The sequence below is a fragment of the Bradyrhizobium sp. GCM10028915 genome, from assembly GCF_042666195.1.
Taxonomy (GTDB): Bacteria; Pseudomonadota; Alphaproteobacteria; order Rhizobiales; family Xanthobacteraceae; genus Bradyrhizobium; species Bradyrhizobium canariense_D.
The window spans coordinates 67,074-87,833 of record NZ_JBHTFN010000034.1 but is presented as its reverse complement, the minus strand read 5'-3'; the positions used below and the strand labels follow the sequence as shown (position 1 = coordinate 87,833).

The 20,760-nt window shown below is 57.7% G+C and carries 14 protein-coding genes and 3 pseudogenes; 11 read left to right on the top strand and 6 right to left on the bottom strand.

The annotated features are described in order from the left end of the window. Window positions 1-1,034 precede the first annotated feature (1,034 nt). From ACFQX9_RS17090 to ACFQX9_RS17080, 3 genes and pseudogenes are all read left to right on the top strand, one after another. A complete protein-coding gene (locus ACFQX9_RS17090) occupies window positions 1,035-1,454 on the top strand; it encodes a hypothetical protein (RefSeq protein ID WP_094183635.1) in 420 nt (139 codons plus the stop codon). A 490-nt stretch (window positions 1,455-1,944) separates the two neighbouring features. Next, window positions 1,945-2,763 carry a biotin synthase BioB gene (bioB, locus tag ACFQX9_RS17085; RefSeq protein WP_377789693.1) on the top strand — a complete coding sequence of 273 codons (819 nt, stop codon included), beginning with the start codon at window positions 1,945-1,947 and terminating at the stop codon, window positions 2,761-2,763. Between the two features lie 4 nt (window positions 2,764-2,767). After that, a pseudogene (locus ACFQX9_RS17080) lies at window positions 2,768-3,120 on the top strand (aspartate 1-decarboxylase). Here ACFQX9_RS17080 and ACFQX9_RS17075 read toward each other — a convergent pair. After that, window positions 3,040-3,297: a hypothetical protein gene (locus ACFQX9_RS17075; protein WP_377789795.1), complete on the bottom strand. Its 258-nt coding sequence runs from the start codon at window positions 3,295-3,297 to the stop codon at window positions 3,040-3,042. The pseudogene ACFQX9_RS17080 and the gene ACFQX9_RS17075 sit on opposite strands and share 81 nt — an antisense overlap. Between ACFQX9_RS17075 and ACFQX9_RS17070 the strand changes: the two genes are divergently transcribed. The 3 genes and pseudogenes from ACFQX9_RS17070 to ACFQX9_RS17060 all read left to right on the top strand — a co-directional run bounded on the left by ACFQX9_RS17070 (window position 3,296) and on the right by ACFQX9_RS17060 (window position 5,631). Beyond that, window positions 3,296-3,877 carry an aminotransferase class I/II-fold pyridoxal phosphate-dependent enzyme gene (locus ACFQX9_RS17070; RefSeq protein WP_377789691.1) on the top strand — a complete coding sequence of 194 codons (582 nt, stop codon included), beginning with the start codon at window positions 3,296-3,298 and terminating at the stop codon, window positions 3,875-3,877. The two genes, ACFQX9_RS17075 and ACFQX9_RS17070, sit on opposite strands and share 2 nt — an antisense overlap. Continuing rightward, window positions 3,876-4,392: pseudogene (gene bioD, locus ACFQX9_RS17065) on the top strand (ATP-dependent dethiobiotin synthetase BioD); the annotation flags it as partial. The gene ACFQX9_RS17070 and the pseudogene bioD, both read left to right, overlap by 2 nt. After that, window positions 4,389-5,631, top strand: a pseudogene (locus tag ACFQX9_RS17060) (aminotransferase class III-fold pyridoxal phosphate-dependent enzyme). The pseudogenes bioD and ACFQX9_RS17060, both read left to right, overlap by 4 nt. A gap of 247 nt (window positions 5,632-5,878) precedes the next feature. Here the strand turns inward: ACFQX9_RS17060 and nolL are convergent. From nolL to ACFQX9_RS17035, 5 genes are all read right to left on the bottom strand, one after another. After that, window positions 5,879-7,000 (bottom strand): nodulation factor fucose acetyltransferase NolL, encoded by a 1,122-nt coding sequence (nolL, locus tag ACFQX9_RS17055; RefSeq protein ID WP_377789689.1) that lies wholly within the window; start codon window positions 6,998-7,000, stop codon window positions 5,879-5,881. Between the two features lie 1,309 nt (window positions 7,001-8,309). After that, on the bottom strand, window positions 8,310-9,572 hold the full coding sequence (gene ectB / locus ACFQX9_RS17050) for a diaminobutyrate--2-oxoglutarate transaminase (protein ID WP_231189061.1): 1,263 nt from the start codon (window positions 9,570-9,572) through the stop codon (window positions 8,310-8,312). A gap of 365 nt (window positions 9,573-9,937) precedes the next feature. Further along, window positions 9,938-10,342, bottom strand: a complete 405-nt coding sequence (locus ACFQX9_RS17045) for a hypothetical protein (RefSeq protein ID WP_377789687.1) — start codon at window positions 10,340-10,342, stop codon at window positions 9,938-9,940. Between the two features lie 552 nt (window positions 10,343-10,894). Next, window positions 10,895-11,284: a response regulator transcription factor gene (locus ACFQX9_RS17040; RefSeq protein WP_007600141.1), complete on the bottom strand. Its 390-nt coding sequence runs from the start codon at window positions 11,282-11,284 to the stop codon at window positions 10,895-10,897. Window positions 11,285-11,368: 84 nt separating this feature from the next. After that, window positions 11,369-12,052: a response regulator transcription factor gene (locus ACFQX9_RS17035; RefSeq protein ID WP_085348765.1), complete on the bottom strand. Its 684-nt coding sequence runs from the start codon at window positions 12,050-12,052 to the stop codon at window positions 11,369-11,371. 1,338 nt (window positions 12,053-13,390) lie between these two features. On the opposite strand from ACFQX9_RS17035, the gene ACFQX9_RS17030 reads away from it, so the two are divergent. The 5 genes from ACFQX9_RS17030 (at window position 13,391) to ACFQX9_RS17010 (ending at window position 20,459) form a co-directional block, all read left to right on the top strand. Further along, window positions 13,391-13,561, top strand: coding sequence for a hypothetical protein (locus ACFQX9_RS17030; RefSeq protein ID WP_219682624.1), 171 nt, complete (start codon window positions 13,391-13,393; stop codon window positions 13,559-13,561). 206 nt (window positions 13,562-13,767) lie between these two features. Continuing rightward, window positions 13,768-13,998: a HipA N-terminal domain-containing protein gene (locus ACFQX9_RS17025; protein ID WP_245286097.1), complete on the top strand. Its 231-nt coding sequence runs from the start codon at window positions 13,768-13,770 to the stop codon at window positions 13,996-13,998. A 126-nt stretch (window positions 13,999-14,124) separates the two neighbouring features. Further along, window positions 14,125-14,424: a HipA domain-containing protein gene (locus tag ACFQX9_RS17020; RefSeq protein WP_377789684.1), complete on the top strand. Its 300-nt coding sequence runs from the start codon at window positions 14,125-14,127 to the stop codon at window positions 14,422-14,424. Further along, the gene (locus tag ACFQX9_RS17015) at window positions 14,421-14,744 is read left to right on the top strand and encodes a hypothetical protein (protein ID WP_377789682.1); all 324 of its coding nucleotides are present in this window, start codon (window positions 14,421-14,423) and stop codon (window positions 14,742-14,744) included. Before ACFQX9_RS17020 ends, ACFQX9_RS17015 begins: the two co-directional genes overlap by 4 nt. A gap of 150 nt (window positions 14,745-14,894) precedes the next feature. Then, window positions 14,895-20,459: an AAA family ATPase gene (locus ACFQX9_RS17010; RefSeq protein ID WP_377789680.1), complete on the top strand. Its 5,565-nt coding sequence runs from the start codon at window positions 14,895-14,897 to the stop codon at window positions 20,457-20,459. The last annotated feature ends 301 nt before the right edge of the window (window positions 20,460-20,760 follow it).

The following is a 20,760-nucleotide window of genomic DNA, read 5'->3' as shown; positions in this document are numbered from 1 at the left end:
TGCTTTTGCGAAAGCCAGCCTACGGGATCTTACGTAGGGCCCGTGTCGCATTTTCTTGATCTAAACATTGCATCCTCTTTTGCATGAAGCAGAAAAATCTATTCTCAGACGCCAAACATTGGCGAGGCCGTGCGGAAGCGACCCGACTAAAAGCGGAGTCGATCGAGGACGGCACATCTAGATGCAGGCTCCTCAAGGTCGCTGAGGAATATGACAAGCTGGCTCGCCTCGCGGAGGGGCGGCAAAGAAGCGAGCTTGACGGGCAGTTCTGATCGCTACCGGAGCGAACTGTGACTGCGGCCACCGAAGTCTCGCCGTGTTGGAGCTCGAGGCCCTCTAGGGCTGAACTGCGAAACTTCGTCACGCGTTCCCTGGCCGTGGATCCGTTGTGACCGGCCACATAGATGACGCATTGACGGTGTCTCAGGCGGTAAGCCGGCTACCGCTCGACATGAAAAGGACTGAGATGAAAGCCCACCGTCAGATCGTCGCAAGAGCAAAGCCTCTCGTTGACGAGCTGTCGATACTTGGCATCGCTTTGCATTCTGAAGCCGATGACGTTTGTTTGGTGCCAAACTAGCCGGTTCGCCGGATCATGCCGCGCCAAATGGCCTCCGCCGCCATTGTTGCTCTGAGGCATTTCAGTCGGTTCTGGCATCAAGCACGGTTAGCCCAACGCCATACCTTGCGGACTTGTTTAGGCGAAGGGGCGGCAGCAGCTCCTGCAGGCCCGGCTTGCCGCGACAACCATCGTAGATGTCTGTGCCGATTGTCTGCATGAGGCAAGTTCGCACCGAAGGCACGAATGACGAGAAAATCCAAGGAAAAGATTCAGATGTCGAAAGATAAACTGCAGGAGAAACTCTCCGCTGGACGATCCGGACAAAGCCGATGTTCGTCTTCCAACTAAGTTTGGTGCAGATGGTCCGCAGTAGTTGGGATTGCCCATGCCGGCGCGGCGGCCGGTCAATGTATGAGTCGGACAACACGAGTGGTGCCGGATTCGACCCTATCGGTCAAAAGAGGGAGGAGGTGTGAGGAAGCAAATTGTAGAAAGGCTCGAAGCGGGACGCGTGCGCGATGGCCGGTTCGCCACCGCACCCGGATCTGGTCCTTCCGGTCTCTTCTTCGTGCAGGGGCCTTGTGGCTGCCAGCTCAAGATCATCGGCTTCGTTCGTCCGGGATGGGAGCATGTCTCTGTGTCGACGCCTCGGCGATCTCCAAATTGGGAGGAGATGTGTCTCGCCAAAGATCTGTTTTGGCATCAGGAGGAATGCGTGATGCAGCTGCATCCTCCTCAGTCACAGTATGTGAACAACAGTCGCTATTGCCTGCATCTCTGGAGGCCGACCCGTCAGGTCATTCCGATGCCTCCGTCAGCCTTCGTGGGCATCGTCGGGCTGGGGCCGTCTGAAGCGGCAATTCTGTTTGCGCAGATGAGTGCCATGTCTTAACGGACCCGGCCGCATCGATGCCAAGTCGAGCGGCGGCACGTAATCGAGAGCGCAGTGGCGCTGGAGCCTAGGCGGCCACAGGCCCGCCAAGGGCCCGCGGGCACCACTCTGCGCACCAAAGGCCGCTGCGCTTCTCAAAGCGGCAAGGCACGCCGCAGAATCGGCTCGTCTATTGTGCGCAATATGACGCGCATAACAACGCCAGCGAGGAATCGGCCAGGTGACGAATTAGAGCGGATCGGTCGATCCGGTACACATTGCGGGCGGCCAAATCCTCGCATCAGTAAAGGACCTACGGGGCGCAACTACGTACGCATCGGCTAGTGACCTGGGTGAGGCGCGTCGGGCAGCGTTGTTGCGCGTGCCTCGATGCTGCGATCAAATCCTGGAAGGCGGGCCGGCTATTAGCCTGATATGCGCGCGATGGCCCGCGCAACTCGGCGGTATTTCTCCTTCAATACCGGGCAAGAGTGCGTTTCCGGAGCTGCGCATGTGGGTGTTGCTTGTATCCAGTGGACTGAAGGCGGCTCGCTTGATGGATCGGTCTGACGTGGTCTCCGCCGCGCAACGGGCCAAGGCCGCAGGGGCGACCCGCTTCTGCGTGGCCGCGGCCTGGCGCAATCCAAAGGACCGCGACCTCGATCAGGTCTGCGATATGATTGCCGCCGTTAAAGATTGTGGCATGGAGACGTGCGTAATGCTCGGCATGCTCACGCCAAAGCACGCCGCACGGCTCGCCGACGCCGGCCTCGATTTCTACAATCACAACGTGGACACCTCGCCTGAGTTCTACCGCAGCATCATCACGACCCGGACCTTGCAAGAGCTAAGCGACACTCTTACGCCCGTGCGCCAGGCGGGCATCAAAATCTGCTGCGGCGGAATTATTGGCATCGGTGACGACGCCGAGGACCGTCTCGGCATGCTGCTACTGCTCGCCAATCTTCCGAACCATCCGGAAAGCATCCGGATCAAGCTCTGGAACGAGGTGAATGGCGTGCCGGTGAGGTTCACGGCGGAGCGTCCCGATCCGATTGCACTGGTGCGCCTGGTGGCGACCGCGCGGATCATGATGCCCAACAGCGTCATACGGTTGGCCGCCGGGCGTGAGTACATGACTGATGAACTCCAGGCCCTATGCTTCTTGGCTGGTGCGAATTCCATCTTTGTCGGCGATGTGTTGCTGACGACCAAAAATCCGCAAGTTGACCGGGATGCAAGTGTGCTAGCCCGGCTCGATATTATGTCTGACCCGCTTAAGTCATCCAGAACAATGGGCGTGGCGCGCGCAAGCCATCAGCGTAGGTAAAGAAATGCAGATTGTCCTGATTGAAGGGAACGATTCATTGCACCTCGTCACTGAATCCGACCTGCACTATGAAGGCTCGATCTCGATTGATCGCGCGCTGCTGGACGCGGCCGGTATCAGATTAACGTTCGCGTCGAACTGTACAACCTCGAGACGGGAACACTCTTTGCAACGTTTGTGACCGAAGCGCCACAAGGGTCCGGCACCGTAGACGTAAACGGTGCGGCGGCGCGACTGGCAATGCCCGCAGATAAGATAAGTATTGTTGCATACGCGTCACTTGACGAGGAGGATGCGAGCATCTTCAGGCCGCGCATTGTGCCGGCTGATCGAGAAGATCCCATCCTGCAAGTTTGAACCCACAAGCCAACGCGGGAAGACCCTGTCCGGCCAGTTGGGAGTTTTGCGGCGTCCATCGTTGCTCAGCGAGTGATGAATGAATTCCGTCATTGCGGGTATGTTGCTGTGCTGACAAGGCTGTCGCAACAAGACGACCTGCTCGTCCTTGATTCGCCGGTTCACGCCAGTATTCATGAAGGAGCGCGAACGGGCCGAGCAGCGTTTCGAATCAGTGCCCATAACAATCCGCAGGCTATCGAAAGCGGCAATTTGCGACTGGCGCGCGGCCGCAGGAGCCGGGCGGGTCTGGATCGTAGTCGAGAGCCTCTACAGCATGGATGGCGAAGTCGCACCGCTTGGAGACCTGCTCGGGATCGCGCACCTGCACGACGCGTTCATGGTTGTCGACGAAGCTCATGCAACGGGCGTTTACGGCGAGCAAGGGCGAGGGCTCACGGCGGCCTATGAAGGACGCGAGAATCTCCTCGTTGTTCATACCTGCGGTAAGGCGCTGGGAACTTCCGGCGCGCTTGTCACCGCCACTGGCGTGCTGCGCACGATCAATCGCTGTCGCCCGTTCATCTTCGCGACCGCTCGGTCGCTGTTGATGGCGGTGGCCGTGCGGGAGTCTCTCTTGATCCTGCAGGAGGAGCCGGAGCGAAGAATGGTTGACGAAGCTGGTCGCGTTCTTGCATCGGGAGATGGCTGTGCGAGGCGAGAGAAGTCCTTCGAATTCGCAGATCCTGCCCTATATCGTTGGCGAGAATCGTTTTGAAGGGGAGGCCGATAGCCAGCTGGTTGCACGGCTGAGCGGTCTTCCGGCCGATCGGATCGTTCCGGAGCGTTACCGCCTTAAAATACCCGCTTCCCCGCATCATTCGGCCGAGATAGACGGAATTCGCATCGACCCCGGATTCGCTCATCGGGCCGCAGGCCGGGGAGCGACCGCTCGTCATCGAAGGCGCCGGCGGGCTGATGGTGCCGCTGAACCGTAGCCCACTCTACATCGACATCTTCGAGCGGTGGCGGCTTCCCGTCGTGCTCCGCGCCCGCACGCTACTCGGGACCATCAATCACTCCCTGCTGCCGATTGAGGCCTTGCGAAAGCGCCAGATCGACATTCTTGGGATCGCATTATCGGGGGAAAGAAATGCTGAAACTGAAAGCGCAATTTGTGACATCGCGCGGGTGCGTTGGTTAGGCCGGCTGCCCTGGATTTCTCCTCTGACGGCAGACAGCCTACGGGTCGTCTTCAAAGACTCGTTCATTTCCAGCGACTTCCAGCCATGAAGCCAAACAATAGGTGGCCCATCTGGCATCCATTCGCGCAGCATGCGCTTCACAAGAGATGACCAAGGTTGTGCGTAGCGACGGTGCTTATCTCCACACTGCGGATGATCATCGAATCATAGATGCAGTCGCATCCTGGTGGGGTCGTCACTCACGGCCATTGCCATCCGCAGATCGTGAGCGCGATTCACGAATAGGCCGGCAAATTGAAGCGAGTCATTTTCGCCGGCTACACGCATGATCCGGCCGAGGAGGTCGCTCGGCTCCTTTTGAAACTCATAACCCAAGGCTTGGACCATGTGTTCTACTCGGACAGTGGCTCAGCCGCTTGAAGTCGCCCTTGAACATGGCACTCGGCTATTGGCACAATAGAGGCAAACAGGGAACACGCATCGTTGTCAAGCACTCCTATCGCGGCGACACGTTCGGCGCGATGTCGATTGGTGCCCGTGGTGTCTTCAACGCGGCGTACGGACCGCTCCTGTTCGACCTGACCTCAATGCCATTCCCTGCGAGCGGTCGTGAGCAGGCAACGCTTGATGTGCTTGAATCAGCATGTCGGCACGAAAATCGCGCAGCCCTTATTGTCGAGCCTGGTGTTGAGGCAGGTGGAATGCTGAGGTACCCAACTTGGGTGCTAAGTGAGATGAAGCGGATCTGCGAGGCGTCGGACGTCCTGTTCATTGCCGACGAGGTCATGACGGGCTGGAGCCGCACCGGAACAATCTCACCTGTGAGCAGGCCAATGTTGTGCCAGATAGAGCGTGCTATTCAAGGGCCTCACGGGAGGGGCGCTGCCGCTCGCTGTGACACTGTGCTGGCCAGGGATTTTCGATGCTCATTACTCGAAAGACCGTACGCACATTCCTTCACTCGAGTTCGTCCACGGCAAATCCGCTGGCCTGTGCCGCCGCCAAGGCTAACCTGGAACTGTGGAAAGACAGGTCAGACGCATTGCTGCGCTCGCAACCATGCAAGAGCAGGCAATTGAACCATTCCGCGGCGATCCGCGCTTTGCAAACGTTCGCCGTAGCGGCGCCATCACAGTGCACTCGATCTGAAGACGAAGGATACCGGCCATTGGCAGGCGTCGGCCCGAAGCTTCACGCCTTCTTTAAAGTGCGCAATCTCTTGCTGCAGCAATACGATCTATGTGATGCCGCCATATTGTGTGTAACACCAGGAGACCTGCACGAAATATATGCGGGCGTCTATGACGCTGCCGATGCGCTGGCCTGAAGACGCGCGCGGCTCCGCAAGGCTAGGGAGTCTGAGTTGTCGTCGGCTTCCGGAACGAGTTGAGATTGCCTTGCCATAAGGTGCCGAAATGGACGATGGTTACTCGCATGTTACGTTACTCTATGCCGACCGGCTCGGCCGGTGGACGCCGACGCCGTCCGATCGGGCTTCGAACGCTATTCCGGCGGCAGCACAAGGCGATGCCATCGCAACATCCTGCCGTACTCGGACGATCAAATGCATACAGCTAGTTCATTGCGGGTTTGACTCGCGGGAGACCTGACCGCGGTGGCATTCCAAGGACGAGCTGAGACAGATATGGAACGCCGCGAACAGTCGAACGGACCACTAGCGCGATCGCAACAATTGCCGCCCCGAGCAGACCCGCGATGATCAACCGGCTCGTGAGATCCCAAAGTTCTCCGAGCTGTATGAAATCCATTAGACGGAACACGGTACCCTGGACAAGGTAGAGCAGCAGCGTGGTCTGGCCCAACTCCATAGCTATAAAGCGGGCGATTCGGGTTGAGTGGCTAAAGCGCCAGCATTGCAGCAAGAGTTCGATGGCGATTGCTGAGGCAGCTGCAGCGCCAACAAACATCAGAAGCACGTCTTTGGCCGACCGAAAATCGTGAATTAGTCCAAGATTATTGTAGACATAAGTGTCCTTGCCCCAGGCTACAAAACATACGCAAGTCAAGACCGAGAGAATTAAAATTAAGAGCGGCTTGTGAGATCGCGATGTAGTCGTCCATCGTTCGTTCGATTGAGCAAACAAGAATCCCAAGCAGAAGAACGGGTAAGTGAACCTGATCAAGGGTGATATGGAGAACGTCAGAGGAACGAGTGCAATCAGTATCGCTGAGCCAGATATGACCAACGATCGGTGGCTCAGCCTGGTGAGTATCTTGATGAGAAGGTAAGAAACAAACGTGGCCCAGATGAACCAGTATGTGCCGGCAAGATCGTCTACAAATTCCAAAAGTCCGGTAGTTAGGCTGGTCGCGCGCCACAATGCCGCTGACTTAGCTGTCTCCATGAGCGCCCACCAAAACAGCATGGGCAGTAAGAGCTGCGTCGCACGGGCGATGGCGGCCTGAGTGAACGACTTCTGCAGCAACGATCGAGAAGAAAGATAGCCGCTTATCGCCATAAAGAGTGGCATGTGAAACATATAGATTGCTTTGTAGTACGGCGAATACCAAAAGCCGCCGTCTCGATAGATGACATACTGGATCAGGTGCCCAACGATTACCAAGCCAATGAGCGCACCTTTCGCGAAATCTAAGCTCAGATCTCGATCGCTTGCCCCGGTCGTGCGCGAGCTCGGGGCCATTATTCCAGTCACGCGTTGCAATCTATCAAACATCTAGATATCTGTTGTTGATGAGCCGGCGGCCCGTTGTCCGCTTCTTCTGCCTCATTTTTGGTTGAGACGAAAGGTGATGGTGGGAGTTTTTGGAAGGGCAACAAGCTCAACTGGTTAGGCCTTGAGGAACTAGCCGTGGGCCGAGCATCTCTGTACGCCCCAGCAAACTGTGCGGTAGAGAGCCGATATTTGGTTTGAGACGCTGGGCTAGCAGTGCGGGCACGGCATGCTAGTTGCAGACGCGGCTCTGGGAGGAAGACTGTCGCACTCAGTCTCCCACTCAGCCCGACGCATCTCGGACCCGGCAGATGCGTCGGGCTTCTTCGGTTCGCCCAGCATAGTCGACATTTGGTCCCGTCGACGCCGGGGTGATCAAGCTAACGGGGCGTCTGATAGCTGAACTCGATCACGCCAACTTGGGGCTATGGCATCGGGCTGGGGGCACACGGATATCGGTGCTCCGAGTTGTGGAGCAAAAGCCGAGGACCAACGCTTTTGAATTGAGCTGCTCGTTCGGCTTCGTGCAACTCACGCCTGAACCGCGCTTGCCGTGACGACTTTTGTCGTAAAGCCGCCGCCGCAGTGATTGCTGCCGCATTTATGGTGTAAACGGCTCGGCTGGATCGCAGCTGCGGAATGTCTACGGTCCTGACAAAGTCCGCACCCGTGTGATGGACCCGTGCTCATGAAGGCCAGGCGTGAAACGGGCTGCGCGTGTGGAGTACCATCTCTAGCTGAAGCTCGTCGCTTATGTGCATCCGGGGGAGGCCTGGTTGATCGTACTTGGGCGGATGACCAACTGCGTTCGAGCAACATGACCTAATGCTCCAAGGAGCCCAGATCTAACGCAGGAGTGCGTGAAAGAGCACGGTCAGATGCGCGTGCGCGACGTCGCCGAGGCAGGCTTCTCGATCAATATCAGCTGAGCTTGGCGTGGGGATGAGGCGGTAGATCGCAGCGGCGGGCGGACTCTCCTCACTTGTGGACTGGCTTAGATGCGATCGTCATTCAATAACTCGTCGCGCAGCACTTTGAAGGCCTACTACACCATTCGACTCCGCTCCGCCAACGAGGTCGCCTTCGGCGGACCTAGGGGGCTCCACACTCACGTGTTGCGGACCAAGCAGGGAGCAAGGCGTTCTTCGCGCACCAGCGACTCAGCGGATCACAAACAGCGCTGGCGTTCAGGCGTAAGCTCCACATTATTGCCTCACAACCCCTGACCGTTTCGGCGCGAAGCAAGGGCCGACGCCAGTGTCGTTGGCGGCGATGCTGTCGCTAGGACCAGTGTCTCTCGTGTGCCGGCAGGTTAGCTTGGTCGGGTCAACTTCAAGGTTTCAGTCAATGACTCCTCGAATATATCGAGCCCTTGTTCCAACGTTTCTTCGGCGATCGTAAGTGCAGGCAAGAACTTGACAACCTGATCCGTCGGTCCGCATCGCTCGATAATCAATCCCTTCACAAATGCTCTCCGTGACGTCGCCTCTGCGATCTCGCTCGTTTTGCAATCGAATCCGCATACCATACCGCGTCCACGAACGGCAAACTCGTTTCCGTGCTGATGCGCGATAGCATCGAGTCGACGCCGCATAAATGCACCCAAGCGTTGGATCTGTTGCGAGAACGTCTGGTTGCGCCAATACAGATCCAATGCCGCCTTGCCAGAAACGAGTGCAAGGTTGTTTCCGCGAAATGTTCCCGTATGCTCGCCTGGTTCCCATGCGTCGATCGCTTCCTTGATCAAGAGCATCGACAATGGCAAGCCGTAACCACTGAGCGATTTCGACATCACGACAATGTCTGGCGACAACGCAGCGAACTCGAAGCTGAAGAACTCACCTGTGCGACCACAGCCCATTTGGATATCGTCAACTATGAAAATAGCTCCGACCTCTTTTGCCAAAGCCTGCATTGACTGCAGCCATTCCTTGCCGGCGACGTTAATGCCTCCCTCTCCTTGCACGGTTTCGACGAGAATGGCGGCTGGAAGATCAGTACCACTGCTCTCGTCCATTAACACCTTTCGAACGTAATCCGCCGGACTGTACGAGGAGCCAAGATACCCATCATAGGGCATGAAAGTTGTGCCGGATAAGGGAATCCCGCTGGCTTTACGGTAAAAGCGGTTACCGCTCGCGGCTGTGGCTCCCAAGCTTTGGCCGTGATATCCGTTCGTGAAAGAAATGACGTTGTGACGCCCTGTGATTTTACGCGAGAGCTTTAGAGCTGCTTCAACGGCGTTAGCTCCTGTAGGCCCGGTGAATTGAAAGCGATAGGAAAGATTCCGTTCCCGAAGAATAACAGAGCTAAAGGTCTCCATGAATTCGACTTTTGCTGGAGTGGCCATGTCCAAGCCGTGGACGACCCCGTCCGACTCCAGATAGTCGCTGATTGCTGCTTTGATCTGCTGATTGTTGTGGCCATAGTTTAGCGTTCCAGCGCCAGACAGAAAGTCTATGACCTTTCGGCCGCCCTCTGTGAACATAATTGAACCGCGCGCCCCATTGAAGACAGCAGGAAAGGAACGTGAGTACGCACGCACATTGGACTCTAGCGTTTCAATTGTCTTCATTCGGCTCCCCTGTGTACTCCAACCATGCGGTCGTCGCGTCGACCAGACAATCTGCCCGATGAAACAACGCGGGCCAACATCGTGCAGGACTGGCAGGCCATGACCGCGGGTTCCGCGCCTCTCGGCATCGTTTGGGTTGCGCGTAGCGCATCTAAAAATCAGCTCCAACGGGTTACCTGAGAACCAGGCGGAACAAAGCTACCATCTCTAGTAGCTTCGTCCCCATCCAGCGACGGCCCCCGTGTTAAGTCATCTTTCGCGAACAGGTTTACCTAGCCGCGCGGGAAGACGTTGCGCATGCGTGCGGTACCTTGCGTCAGGATACCGCGAGCCGAAGCGACATGCTCAGGCCACGGTCTCAGGGACTAGAAGGACAGGCCCGCCGCCCGACCGGTTTTGGCCTTGCGCTTGGTCGATACAATCGCCGGGCAGTCGTCGGCGTGGATGGATTCGGCAGCAAAGGCATGGCTTGAGATCGAATCTGCCAGCGGCACTTGTGTTGCCATTCCAACGGATGCGTAAGCTTCCGGTGCTTCAGTCCGAAGAGTTGCTGGGATCGAACCGAATTTAGCGGATCTGGCGGTGCAAACCGTTCGATCCGCCAACATTCGATCTGCCAACATACGTCTTTGCGGCTTCTCGGAATTCCGCAGCGAACGTCTGACAAACTCCGTGATGTTGGCCGCGATCGCCGCCTCCTTTTCCCCCAAACTCGGCCGCCGGATCCGTGGCACTTTCGCGCCGAACTCAGCAATGGTTGTCGCACTCAAGATCGCGCGCTCCTGCGTTCAATGTCGTCCCGGCCTAGTGCGCACTTGCGCACGGGGGCCGGGACCAGTACTCCGAGCGCGGAATTGTCGTGCGAAAGGGTCACTCCGACTCTTTGCCAAACCACGTTCGGTGGTTATGGGTCCCGGCCTTCGCCGGGACGACCTCGGAGATTGCGGCCGCAGCCCGCTAGATCACGTCTGGCAACATCACACCGCAAATCTCCTAGACCTGCTCCGCCTTGGCAAACCGATCATCCAGCGCGTAACCGGCGCCGCGGACGGTGCGGATCGGGTCCTGCTCGCGGCCGAGATTAACGCGACGAGCGCTTCGGCCTCGTCGGATTACGCGATCATACGGGAGGCATGTTGTCAGGGGCCCGGACTAGCAAGTGCTTCAACCAGACGTCGAAAGTGCGACAACAGCGACAGGAGTGCGGCTACATCAAAAGGTGATGGTCGCCACTGGCGCGGGGTAAGCACGAGCAATCGCGCGTTGACCGACATCGTGAGCGCCGCGCGGGCGCGGCTTGGTCCAGATTGCTTGCCCCGCTTTCAGGCGTTTGTTCCGGGACGGTGCTCGCGGAGTACTTCATCGACGCAGGCCATCAACTCCAGAGCGGGAAACGGTTTAGCGAAAAAGCCGGTCACGCCGGCGCTCAAAGCGCGGGCTCGCGTGCGATCATCCGCGAAGGCAGTAATCAAAATGAATGGCGCAGCGTGGCCTTGGGCCCGCATCTGTTCTAAAAGTTCAAAGCCGCTCATCGTGGGCATCTGCACGTCTGCAATTACACAGGACGTGCTGTTCAATTGAGACGACTCCAGGAATTCCTCGGCCGAAGCAAACGTATGAACGATGTGGCCCTGTGATTTCAAGAGGTTGTTCAGCGCGACACGAATTGAAGGATCATCGTCGACAACGGAAATAGTGTTAGACAAGACCACCCGTCCTGGTTGGGCGAAGGCACTGGCCGAAGCATGGCGGCCAGCTGAAGGGTGCGCGTGTACGAAGAAATTGTAAAATCATACTTAGGTTTGTACTCTGAAACGGTCGGTCCCAATTCCCAGCCTCTCCGCCATTCTAATCAAATCGGCTAGTGATCGAGCACCCATCTTCTTCATCACGTGCCCCCGGTAGATTTTGACTGTAATCTCGGCAAGCCCGAGTTCCGCGGCTACCTGTTTGTTCAAGAGGCCCGTGGCGACCAGTCTCAAGACATCCTGCTCTCGTGGACTTAGAGCCTCGAACAAGGACTGCAGCTTCGTGACAACCTTGTCTATAGCTCGTCTCTTGCGATCCTGTTCGATCGCTGCGACCACTCCATCGAGCAGTTCCTGATCGCGAAACGGCTTGCCGAGAAAATCGATTGCTCCATTCTTCATCGCTTTGACGGTCATCGGAATATCGCCATGAGCGGTGATGAAAATAATGGGAATGTGAACCTTCAGTTTGGCTAATTCAATCTGGAGCTCCAGCCCGCTCAAGCCCGGCAGTCTGATATCAAGCACAAGGCAGCTGGGAACATCAGGAAGCTCGCTCTGGAGCAGTTCTTGGGCCGATCCGAAAGCAACAACGTCTAGACCGATCGAACGAAACAGGTTGACGAGCGATTCGCGCATTGAGAGGTCGTCGTCGACGACCAACACGCTCGGTCTCACCTCCGGCCCTTCGACAGTTGCGGCTTGCTTCCGCGGTTCAGAGCGCTTGGTCACGATAAAAGCCTCACTTTTGCAATCGTGGTAGAAGTTCCGTGGAGCCACGACCAAAGGTTGCTCGTGGCGGCCTTCTCAGGAGCTTTCGCGCAGTGCAAATCTCTGAGATCTTCCAGGTATGCGAACGGCCAGCCGTTTGCGTGCGTAAGACATTATCACGAAAGTCTAGCAAAAAGGGCCCGAGTGGTCGAGAACTGGCTTCCGTCTGTCCGCCGTCCCGTTGGAACGGCCCGGCGGCATTGATCAAATCAATCAGCAGCCAAGTTGAGGCGCTCGCTCTAGCTGGCGGCGGATGCCGCTTGGCATCCCCGTTCAGGCGCATGAGGCGTCGGCGGACTCTCGTTAAGCGGCCGGATCAAAATGCCCGCCGCCTGGGTAGCTGCACGCGGGGGCGCGAGCTGAGCGAATTGGGGCCAATGTGCCTGTGCATGCGCCGATCCCGCCGGCGTTGTTGAGATCGGCATGAGGCGTAGACTATCGCACCCGCAGTAAAGAAAATGGACATCAGAACGAGTAGCAGCGGCATCAGCACATAAATTCTTTTTTTGCGTCGTCAGAGCGCCTGTGAGTTGCGTCTTTAGCGAGCTTGGGAAAGCACCTTGCATCGGTTTCGTACAACCTGACGCATGGTGCGATTCAAGTCCTTTCGGTCGTGCTTTGTAGGAAATGTAATCATCTCGAGCTGCGGGGGCGCCCACGTTCGTGCGTCCTGCCGATTGCTTCGCTGCTCGTATCCGAGGATGATGTGTGTAATTCAAATGGAGAGGGCGCATTCGCGGGATTGGCGGGCACCATAGGTGCGTATCGAGCACGCTGATTCGAAGCTTAGCTCCTCAATGCCGCAGTATAGGGCTGAAACTGGCTCGAGCGGTCCGCTTGGAGCAGCCGCCAACCGCCCACTAGCTCATCAATCTTCCGACGCAACTCATTAAGGCGGCCCGGCGCACTCCTTTGAGAAGAAGTGTGCCGGGTTCGCCCCACATCGCCAGTACATCCGTGGTGATGGTGTCCCAGATGATGTGACCCGCGTGGCAAAACTGAGACTCGTTTAGCAGCCAAAGTAGATGGTGACTCCCTGCTACTTCACACAGACGGGAAAGGCTTGAATCGTACGTAGGGTCACGTTGTACATGTCTTGTAGATTGATCGAGTTAGCATCTCTCGAGCCGACTAGGTGGAGTTCGTAGTTGGCAAGTTAGATCTGTCGCAGCGCGACTGGGACGAGAAGGCGTTCCGCTGTTCTCCAGTGGCTGGGATCTCCAGTCGGAGGGTTTCGGAAGCTTCATGCGGTGTTTGGAGTCGTCCGTTGGCCTGCGTCCTGGCCCCGGGTGGTCGAGCGTGAACGAGATCGTCTTAACGGCCCACTGTCATGCTGACATTGCGGGGTTGTTCGCCAATCCAAGGCTGGTGGCCGGCCTTGGTCAGGGCAAGGAACACGTCGTTCAGGATCGCAGCCGTCTCCGTTCGAAAGGGCTATCGAAGAAGGGCTCGCTGGAACCCAGCTTGTAAGGAGCGTCGCTGGGTTTTAGGCAGCGCACCCATCTTCGTCGAGGAGATGACGGATCAAAGTATGTGCCGATCCGAGATTGCCCACAAAGCGAACCTTGTGCTCTCCTCATCCGAAGCCGGTGAACGCGCATTGCAGAACACCATTCGTCGGCGCAATCGACTTTCAGCACGATCCGTCCTGGCTTGCCTGGGAGCATGCGCTGCCCGTGTCGCTATTTCTGCTCTGCGTGAGGGACCGCTATATCGGTGCCGCTGTCGTCGCCGTTTCCGACAATCTCCTGCCCGACAGCATGCCCATCCGCCATCGTATGGCGGAGCGAGTCCACGCTCAGGGCATCGACGCTTACGACCTACTCACTGGTGTCGGACGGGACTGCGTCGGCCCATTGCAATTCCTGCCGGACGGCATCGAACCCGGGCGCTGCCGCGGCTGTTGACGGCAGACCCGTTGACGACGAGAATCGCCCGGCTTCTCGGCGACCTTTGCATCGGCTCTCCTTGAGCTTGGTGAGGACGAGGACTTTCGGATCTCGATCGCCGGCGCCCAGGAAAAGACCGCGCTCTTGTTCTGGAAAGGGCGTTGGTACAAGCCGCTGGCGACTACAGCCACGACGGACATTCTCAAACCGCGGATTGACCGACTACCGAACGGCCTCAATCTTTCCTACAGCGTCGAGAATGAGTTCTTCTGCCAGCTGACAGCAGCTCTCGGACTTCCGAGCGCCGCCATCGCGATTGAGGAGTTTGAAGGCAACCGTGTGCTCGTGGTTGAGAGGTTCGATCGCCGCTGGACCGGCGACAACCGTCCCCTACATTTGCCTCAAGAGGATTGCTGCCAGGCTTTGTCCGTGCCGCCGCCTTGAAATACGAATCAGAGGGCGGCCCGGTATTCCAGCTATCTTTAACCTTTTCGTGGCAACCCAGCGGCACCACGCAGTTTCGGGCGCTCCAGCCGGGCGAGTTGTTCCTCTTCAAAGTAGACGTGCCAAACAACTTCAGTGTTAGTGGCGGCATTTTCGGCCACACGTCAATCGAGCCGCTGTCCTTGGCGTGGGAAGCCTTCGGCTTGAGTCGCTCTATCGCGAAGGACTCCTTCCGCGCCGGCGCGCTGCGTAGTCCGGAGCCGCCGCCCGGGCTCGAGCTGCGCGCAGGGCTGCGCTCGATCGACACGATCGGGCTCTAACATACAGCTTGCGTCCGTTATATTGTGCTTGCTGCGGGCTCTCTTTGGCGGCCATGATCGGGACCCTGCAGCGAATTTTGTGAAGTTCCTTCACAATGGCGCCTCTTATGTGTCAGATTTGGCGCGCGTCTTCTTAGTCTGGTCAGGCAAATGCCGCGCGCCCCTCCCAGCCGAAATGTGTTCGGCTCAAATCTCGACAACGACATCCAGCCCCTGTGGAGGGACGGAGGTCGTGTGTTCTGCCGTGCGTGGCGGCAAATCAACGGCAGCAAGGCTGTCGTGCTTCTCGTGCGGCCCACCGGGGAACACCCCGCCACGATCGAGTGCCTCGCCCACGAGTATGAGCTGAGAGAGGAGCTAGATGAGGCATGGGCGGTGCGGCCTCTGGAACTCATCCGGGAAGCTGGTCGTACCATGCTGGTCCTGGAGGATCCATGCGGCGAGCCGCTGCTAAACTTAGTTGGAGTCGGCATGGAGCCTCAGCGCTTCCTGCGCCTTGCTATTGGTGTCACGAGGTCCGTGGGCAAGCTCCACCGCCGCGGCTTAATCCACAAGGACCTGAAACCCGGTCACATTCTGGTCAATTGTCCTGACGAACAAGTGCGACTCACCGGATTCGGGCTGGCGTCCCGGCTTTCCCGCGAGCGGGTGCCGCTTGAGCCTGCCGAGTTCATCGCCGGCTCGCTGCCCTACATGGCGCCCGAGCAGACCGGACGAATGAATCGCTCGGTCGACTCTCGCAGTGATCTCTATTCACTTGGGGTGATATTCTACCAGATGCTGACCGGCGCGCTGCCGTTCACGGGCTCAGACCCGTTGGAGTGGATTCATTGTCATATTGCAAGAAAAGCAACACCGCCCCTCGAGAAATCGCAAAATGTCCCGGAGCCAATCTCTCAAATTGCGATGAAACTCCTCGCGAAAACCGCCGAGGAACGCTACCAGACTGCCGCTGGCCTTGAACACGATCTGCAACACTGTCTGGCAGCATGGGCCAACCATGGTCGCATCGAGCCTTTTGAACTTGGCGCAGACGACACACCTGATCGGTTGATCGTCCCCGAGAAGCTCTATGGGAGAGCCCGCGAGATCGAGACCTTGCTTGGCTCTTTCGATCGAGCGGTGAAGAGCGGCGCGCCGAGGTTGGTGCTGGTTGCCGGTTATTCCGGCATCGGTAAGTCTTCGCTCGTCCAGGAGCTACACAAAGTACTCGTGCCCTATCGCGGGCTCTTGGCATCAGGCAAATTCGACCAAGTGAAGCGCGATGTGCCATATGCGACACTAGTGCAGACCTTTCAGAGCCTTGTGCGTCCTCTTCTCAGCAAAAGTGAGGGCGAACTCGCGACTTGGCGGCAGGCGTTCCGGGAGGCGCTCGGTGGGAATGGACGGCTGATGGTCGAATTGATCCCCGATTTGAGCCTTGTTATCGGCGAGCAGCCCGCGGTTGCTGAGCTTCCAGCCCGCCAAGCGCAAATCCGTTTCCAGCTCGTGTTTCGTCGCTTTATTGGCGTGTTCGCCCGGCGAACCCATCCATTGGTGCTCTTCCTCGATGATTTGCAGTGGTATGACGCCGCCACACTCGACCTGATCGAGGATCTGCTGACCCAGCCGGATCTGCACCTGCTGCTTATTGGAGCTTACCGCAGCAACGAAGTTGATGCAGATCATCCGCTCAAACGCAAGCTCGAGTCCATCGGGAGAGCCGGCCTAAATCTACAGGAGATCACGCTATCGCCGCTCAGCGCAGACGACGTCGGGCAGTTGGTCGCGCATACCCTTCGCTGCGGACCAAAACGCGCTGCCCCGCTTGCGAAGTTGGTGCATCAGAAGACGATGGGCAATCCGTTCTTCGCCGTTCAATTCTTGTCTGAACTAGCCGGAGAGCAGCTGTTGACGTTCGATCACGTGTCGGCGCGCTGGCGTTGGGATCTGCAGCGAATTCACGCAAAAGCGTACACCGAGAACGTCGTCGATCTGATGCTCGGCAAGCTCATCCGGCTGCCCAAGGAAACGCAGGAAGCGCTGCAACAGCTGGCCTGTTTCGGCAACATCGCCGGGACGGCGGAGCTTGCGATTGTGCTCGAAATTCCAGAGGAGCAAGTGCACGCGACCGTGTGGCCGGCAATCCGGCAGGAACTGATCGTGCGGCATGGGACAGCCTACCGCTTTGTCCACGATCGCGTTCAAGAGGCGGCCTACTTGCTGATGCCGGAATCCTCGCGCGCTCCTTCCCATCTGCGGATCGGTCGGATGCTCGCGGCACACATCCCTGCGCACAAACGCGAAGAGGCCATCTTCGACATTGTCAGTCAGCTCAATCGAGGCGTCGCGCTCATCGCTTCCGGTCAGGAGCGAGAGCAGCTCGCCGAGTTGAACTTGATCGCAGGGCAGCGTGCCAAGGCCTCGGCGGCCTACGCCTCGGCGCTAGCATATTTCACCGTCGGTGCTGCGCTGCTCGCGCCCAATTTTTGGCAAAGGCGCCGCGAGCTCGCGTTCGCACTCGAGACCAGCCGGGCCGAATGCGAATTCTTGGTAGGCCAGCTGGAGATTGCAGAGCGTCTCTTGTCCGCACTGTCGAAGCGAGCTTTGAACGGGCCACAACGAGCAACGGTCGCATGTTTGCGGGTCGATATTTACTTGACGCTGGGTCAGCACGGCCGGGCAGTGCTCATAGGTCTCGAATATCTTCGCGACGTCGGGATCGAGTGGTCGCAGCGTCCGACGGACCATGAAATGCTGGCCGAATATCAGCGGATGTGGTCACAGCTGCCCAACGCAATCGAGGATCTTGCTGGTTTGCCTCGAATGACAGACCAGGCCAAGCTTGCCACGCTCGCCGTGTTGACGCGGATTCTTCCGGCTGCAGGTTTCACAGACGCCAATTTATCCGCTTTAGTGATCTGCCGAGCGGTCAGCATCAGCCTCGAATACGGCAACACTGATGCTTCCTGCGCCCATTACGCATGGTTAGGCCGAATCTCGGCCGGACGCTTCGGTGACTACCAAGCGGCCGATAAATTTGGTCGTCTTGCTTGCGATCTGGCTGATCGCGGCGAGTTCTCTCGTTTTCGGGCTCACGTCTATTTGGCCGTCGGAGCCACCGTGATCCCGTGGACGAAGCCGCTTAGAGACGGCCGAGTTTTGATCCGGCGAGCCCTCGAAGCCGCGGTCAGTAGCGGTGATGTCATCTATGAGGCGTACAGTTCGGTCCATCTAACCGGAAGTATGATGATGGCCGGAGATCACCTGAAAGAGGTACAGAACGAGTTAGAGAAAAGCGCTGCTACGATCCGGAACAGAAAGGTACAATTTGCTGCTGAGGCGGTAGCCGCTCAGCTCGCAATCGTCAGAACCATGCGCGGCCTCACGCGCTCGCTCGGTTGCTTCGACGACCAACAATTTGACGAGCTAGACGTTGAACGATCGTTGGCAGGAAGTCCGGAGTCACCTAGCGAAACCGTTTACTGGATCCGCAAACTTCAGGCGCGCTTCCTATCCGGCGATTATGCTGCGGCTGTTGAGGCTCGCTCGAAGGCCGAGCCCAAACTATGGACCATACCAACAGAGCCCTTGACCGCGGAGTTTCACTTTTATGGTGCGCTGTCTCACTCGTGTTATTGCGACAGGCTGGGCGAAGGCGAACAACAGCCACACCGAGATGTCATTGATGCTCATTACAGGCAACTGCAGACATGGGCGACGAATTGCCCCGACAACTTCGAGAATCGGGCTGCCTTGGTCGGCGCTGAAATTGCGAGGTTAGAATGCCGGGATGCAGACGCAATGCGACTGTACGAACACTCAATCCAAACCGCAGGACGTAACGGTTTCCCCCACCACGAGGGGATCGCTTGTGAACTTGCAGCGCGCTTTTATGCTGCACGCGGTTTTGCCAGGATCTCCCGGGTTTACCTGCAGGACGCGCGGCGCGGCTACCTTCGTTGGGGAGCGGATGGTAAGGTGCGTCAACTCGAGGAGCTGCATCCGCATCTCATGCATCAGGAGCCCCCGCTTGCCGTGAATGGCATGACGATCGGAGCTCCGGTTGAGCAACTTGATCTGGCGACGGTGATCAAAGTGTCGCAGGCGATTTCCGGCGAGATTGTGCTTCAGAAGCTAATTGACAAGCTTATGCGGACTACCATTGAGCAGGCCGGCGCCGAAAGAGGTGTGTTGATTCTGCTGCATGGCGACGAGCCACGGATCGAAGCGGAAGGCAAAACGGTAGCAGATGCGCTCGTTATAAAGGTGGATGAACAGCCCGTAACTCCGATGGCTCTTCCCGAATCCGTGCTGCATTTCGTGCTACGTGTCCGCGAAAACGTGGTTCTCGAAGACGCTGTCGTCCAGCCTTCATTTGCCGAAGATCCTTATATCCGCGAGCGCAAAGCGCGTTCTATTCTTTGCCTGCCACTCATCACGCAGGGCAAGCTGATCGGCGTACTTTATCTGGAGAATAATCTCGCCCCGCGCATATTCTCGGCTGCCCGAACATCAATGCAGAAAATGCTTGCCTCTCAAGCTGCAACAGCGCTCGAAAACAGCCGGTTGTACAGCGAAGTTCAGCAACGGGAGGCGAAAATCCGGCGCTTGCTCGACGCTAACATCATCGGAATCTTTATCATTCACGAAGGGGGCGAGATCATCGAAGCAAATCAAGCCTTCCTCACGATGGTTGGATACGAGCAAGAAGATCTCCTCGCAGGCCGAGTGAACGGTCTCGATCTGACGCCTCCGGAATGGCACGAGCGCACAATGGATGCTCACACAGAAGCAAAAAGGACCGGAGCTGTTCAGCAGTTCGAGAAAGAGTATGTTCGGAAGGATGGCAGTCGCGTGCCAGTGCTCATTGGCCTCGCCGTGTTCGATGCGCGAGAGGACCAAGGTGTTGGCTTCGTCCTGGACCTGACAGAACGAAAGAGAGCGGAAGCGGAGGCCCGCGAAAGCGAACGGCGCTATCGCGAGACCCTGATGGGCCTTGCACATGCCAATCGGATCACGACAATGGGACATCTGGCCGCCTCGATCGCGCATGAGGTGAACCAGCCGATTGCCGCGATCAGCAGTAATGCGGGGGCGGGGCTAAATTGGCTCGGTGCTCAACCGCCAAATCTGGAAGAGGTTCGGCAGACCTTCGGTTTGATTGTTCGTGACAGTATGCGCGCAGGAAACGTGATCCGTCGGATCCGCGCTCTTATGAACAAAGCGCCCATGCAAACCGAGCTTCTTGCAATTGACGAATTGATCTTAGAGGTGTTGGCCCTAGTCCGCGCGGAACTTGCACAAAATGACGTGTGGGTGCAAACCCGAAGGCCTGAGGCTTTGCCGCTCGTTCGGGCAGATCGCGTTCAGGTACGGCAGGTGATTCTCAATCTGATCACGAATGCCATCGAGGCTATGAGCGAGATCAACGAAGGCGAACGCGAATTACTGATCACGACGCGCACAGATGGCTCGAATAATGTATTGGTCAGCTTTCGGGATACAGGTCCAGGACTCGATCCAAACAGCGCAGATCGTATGTTCGAGGCGTTCTACACCACCAAGTCAGAAGGCATGGGCATGGGGCTGGCCATTTGCCATTCCATTATTGAGGCGCATGGGGGCCGGATCTGGGCGGGCGCCAATGATCCTCACGGGGCCTTCTTTCAGTTCAGCATACCCGTTGCGCCGGAGGGCGTCGAGCAGGCGAAACAGGTCTCTTGGACGTCTTAGGCCGAATTCGAGGTCGAGCAGGTGGTCCGGGAGCCCCGATCATTGTGACAGAAGTGAGCTGCGCGACCTTGCAAATGTGAGACATTCGCGTTTCTTGCTGCCCGTCGGGAGTGTGCGCGACCGCAGATTGTCGTGAAGTGTCAGAGAGTCTGCAATCTGACCGCAATGTCAGATTCCAGACGCTTGGAGGGCTCCTTGCAAATCTCTTGAGACTTGCACGCCATAAAAGCTGGAGTTGGCCTAGCGGCTTGGGCGTTCGCGGTCCCGCTCGCGGACGCCGCGCGTTCCTGTGCTGTGTAAA

Bases quoted from the DNA above. Each gene is read 5' to 3' on its own strand.
- nolL (WP_377789689.1), bottom strand. From the start codon at position 7,000: ATGTTTGATAGATTGCAACGCGTGACTGGAATAATGGCCCCGAGCTCG.
- ACFQX9_RS17070 (WP_377789691.1), top strand. From the start codon at position 3,296: ATGAAGGAGCGCGAACGGGCCGAGCAGCGTTTCGAATCAGTGCCCATA.
- ACFQX9_RS17010 (WP_377789680.1), top strand. From the start codon at position 14,895: ATGCCGCGCGCCCCTCCCAGCCGAAATGTGTTCGGCTCAAATCTCGAC.
- bioB (WP_377789693.1), top strand. From the start codon at position 1,945: ATGTGGGTGTTGCTTGTATCCAGTGGACTGAAGGCGGCTCGCTTGATG.
- ectB (WP_231189061.1), bottom strand. From the start codon at position 9,572: ATGAAGACAATTGAAACGCTAGAGTCCAATGTGCGTGCGTACTCACGT.
- ACFQX9_RS17075 (WP_377789795.1), bottom strand. From the start codon at position 3,297: ATGAATACTGGCGTGAACCGGCGAATCAAGGACGAGCAGGTCGTCTTG.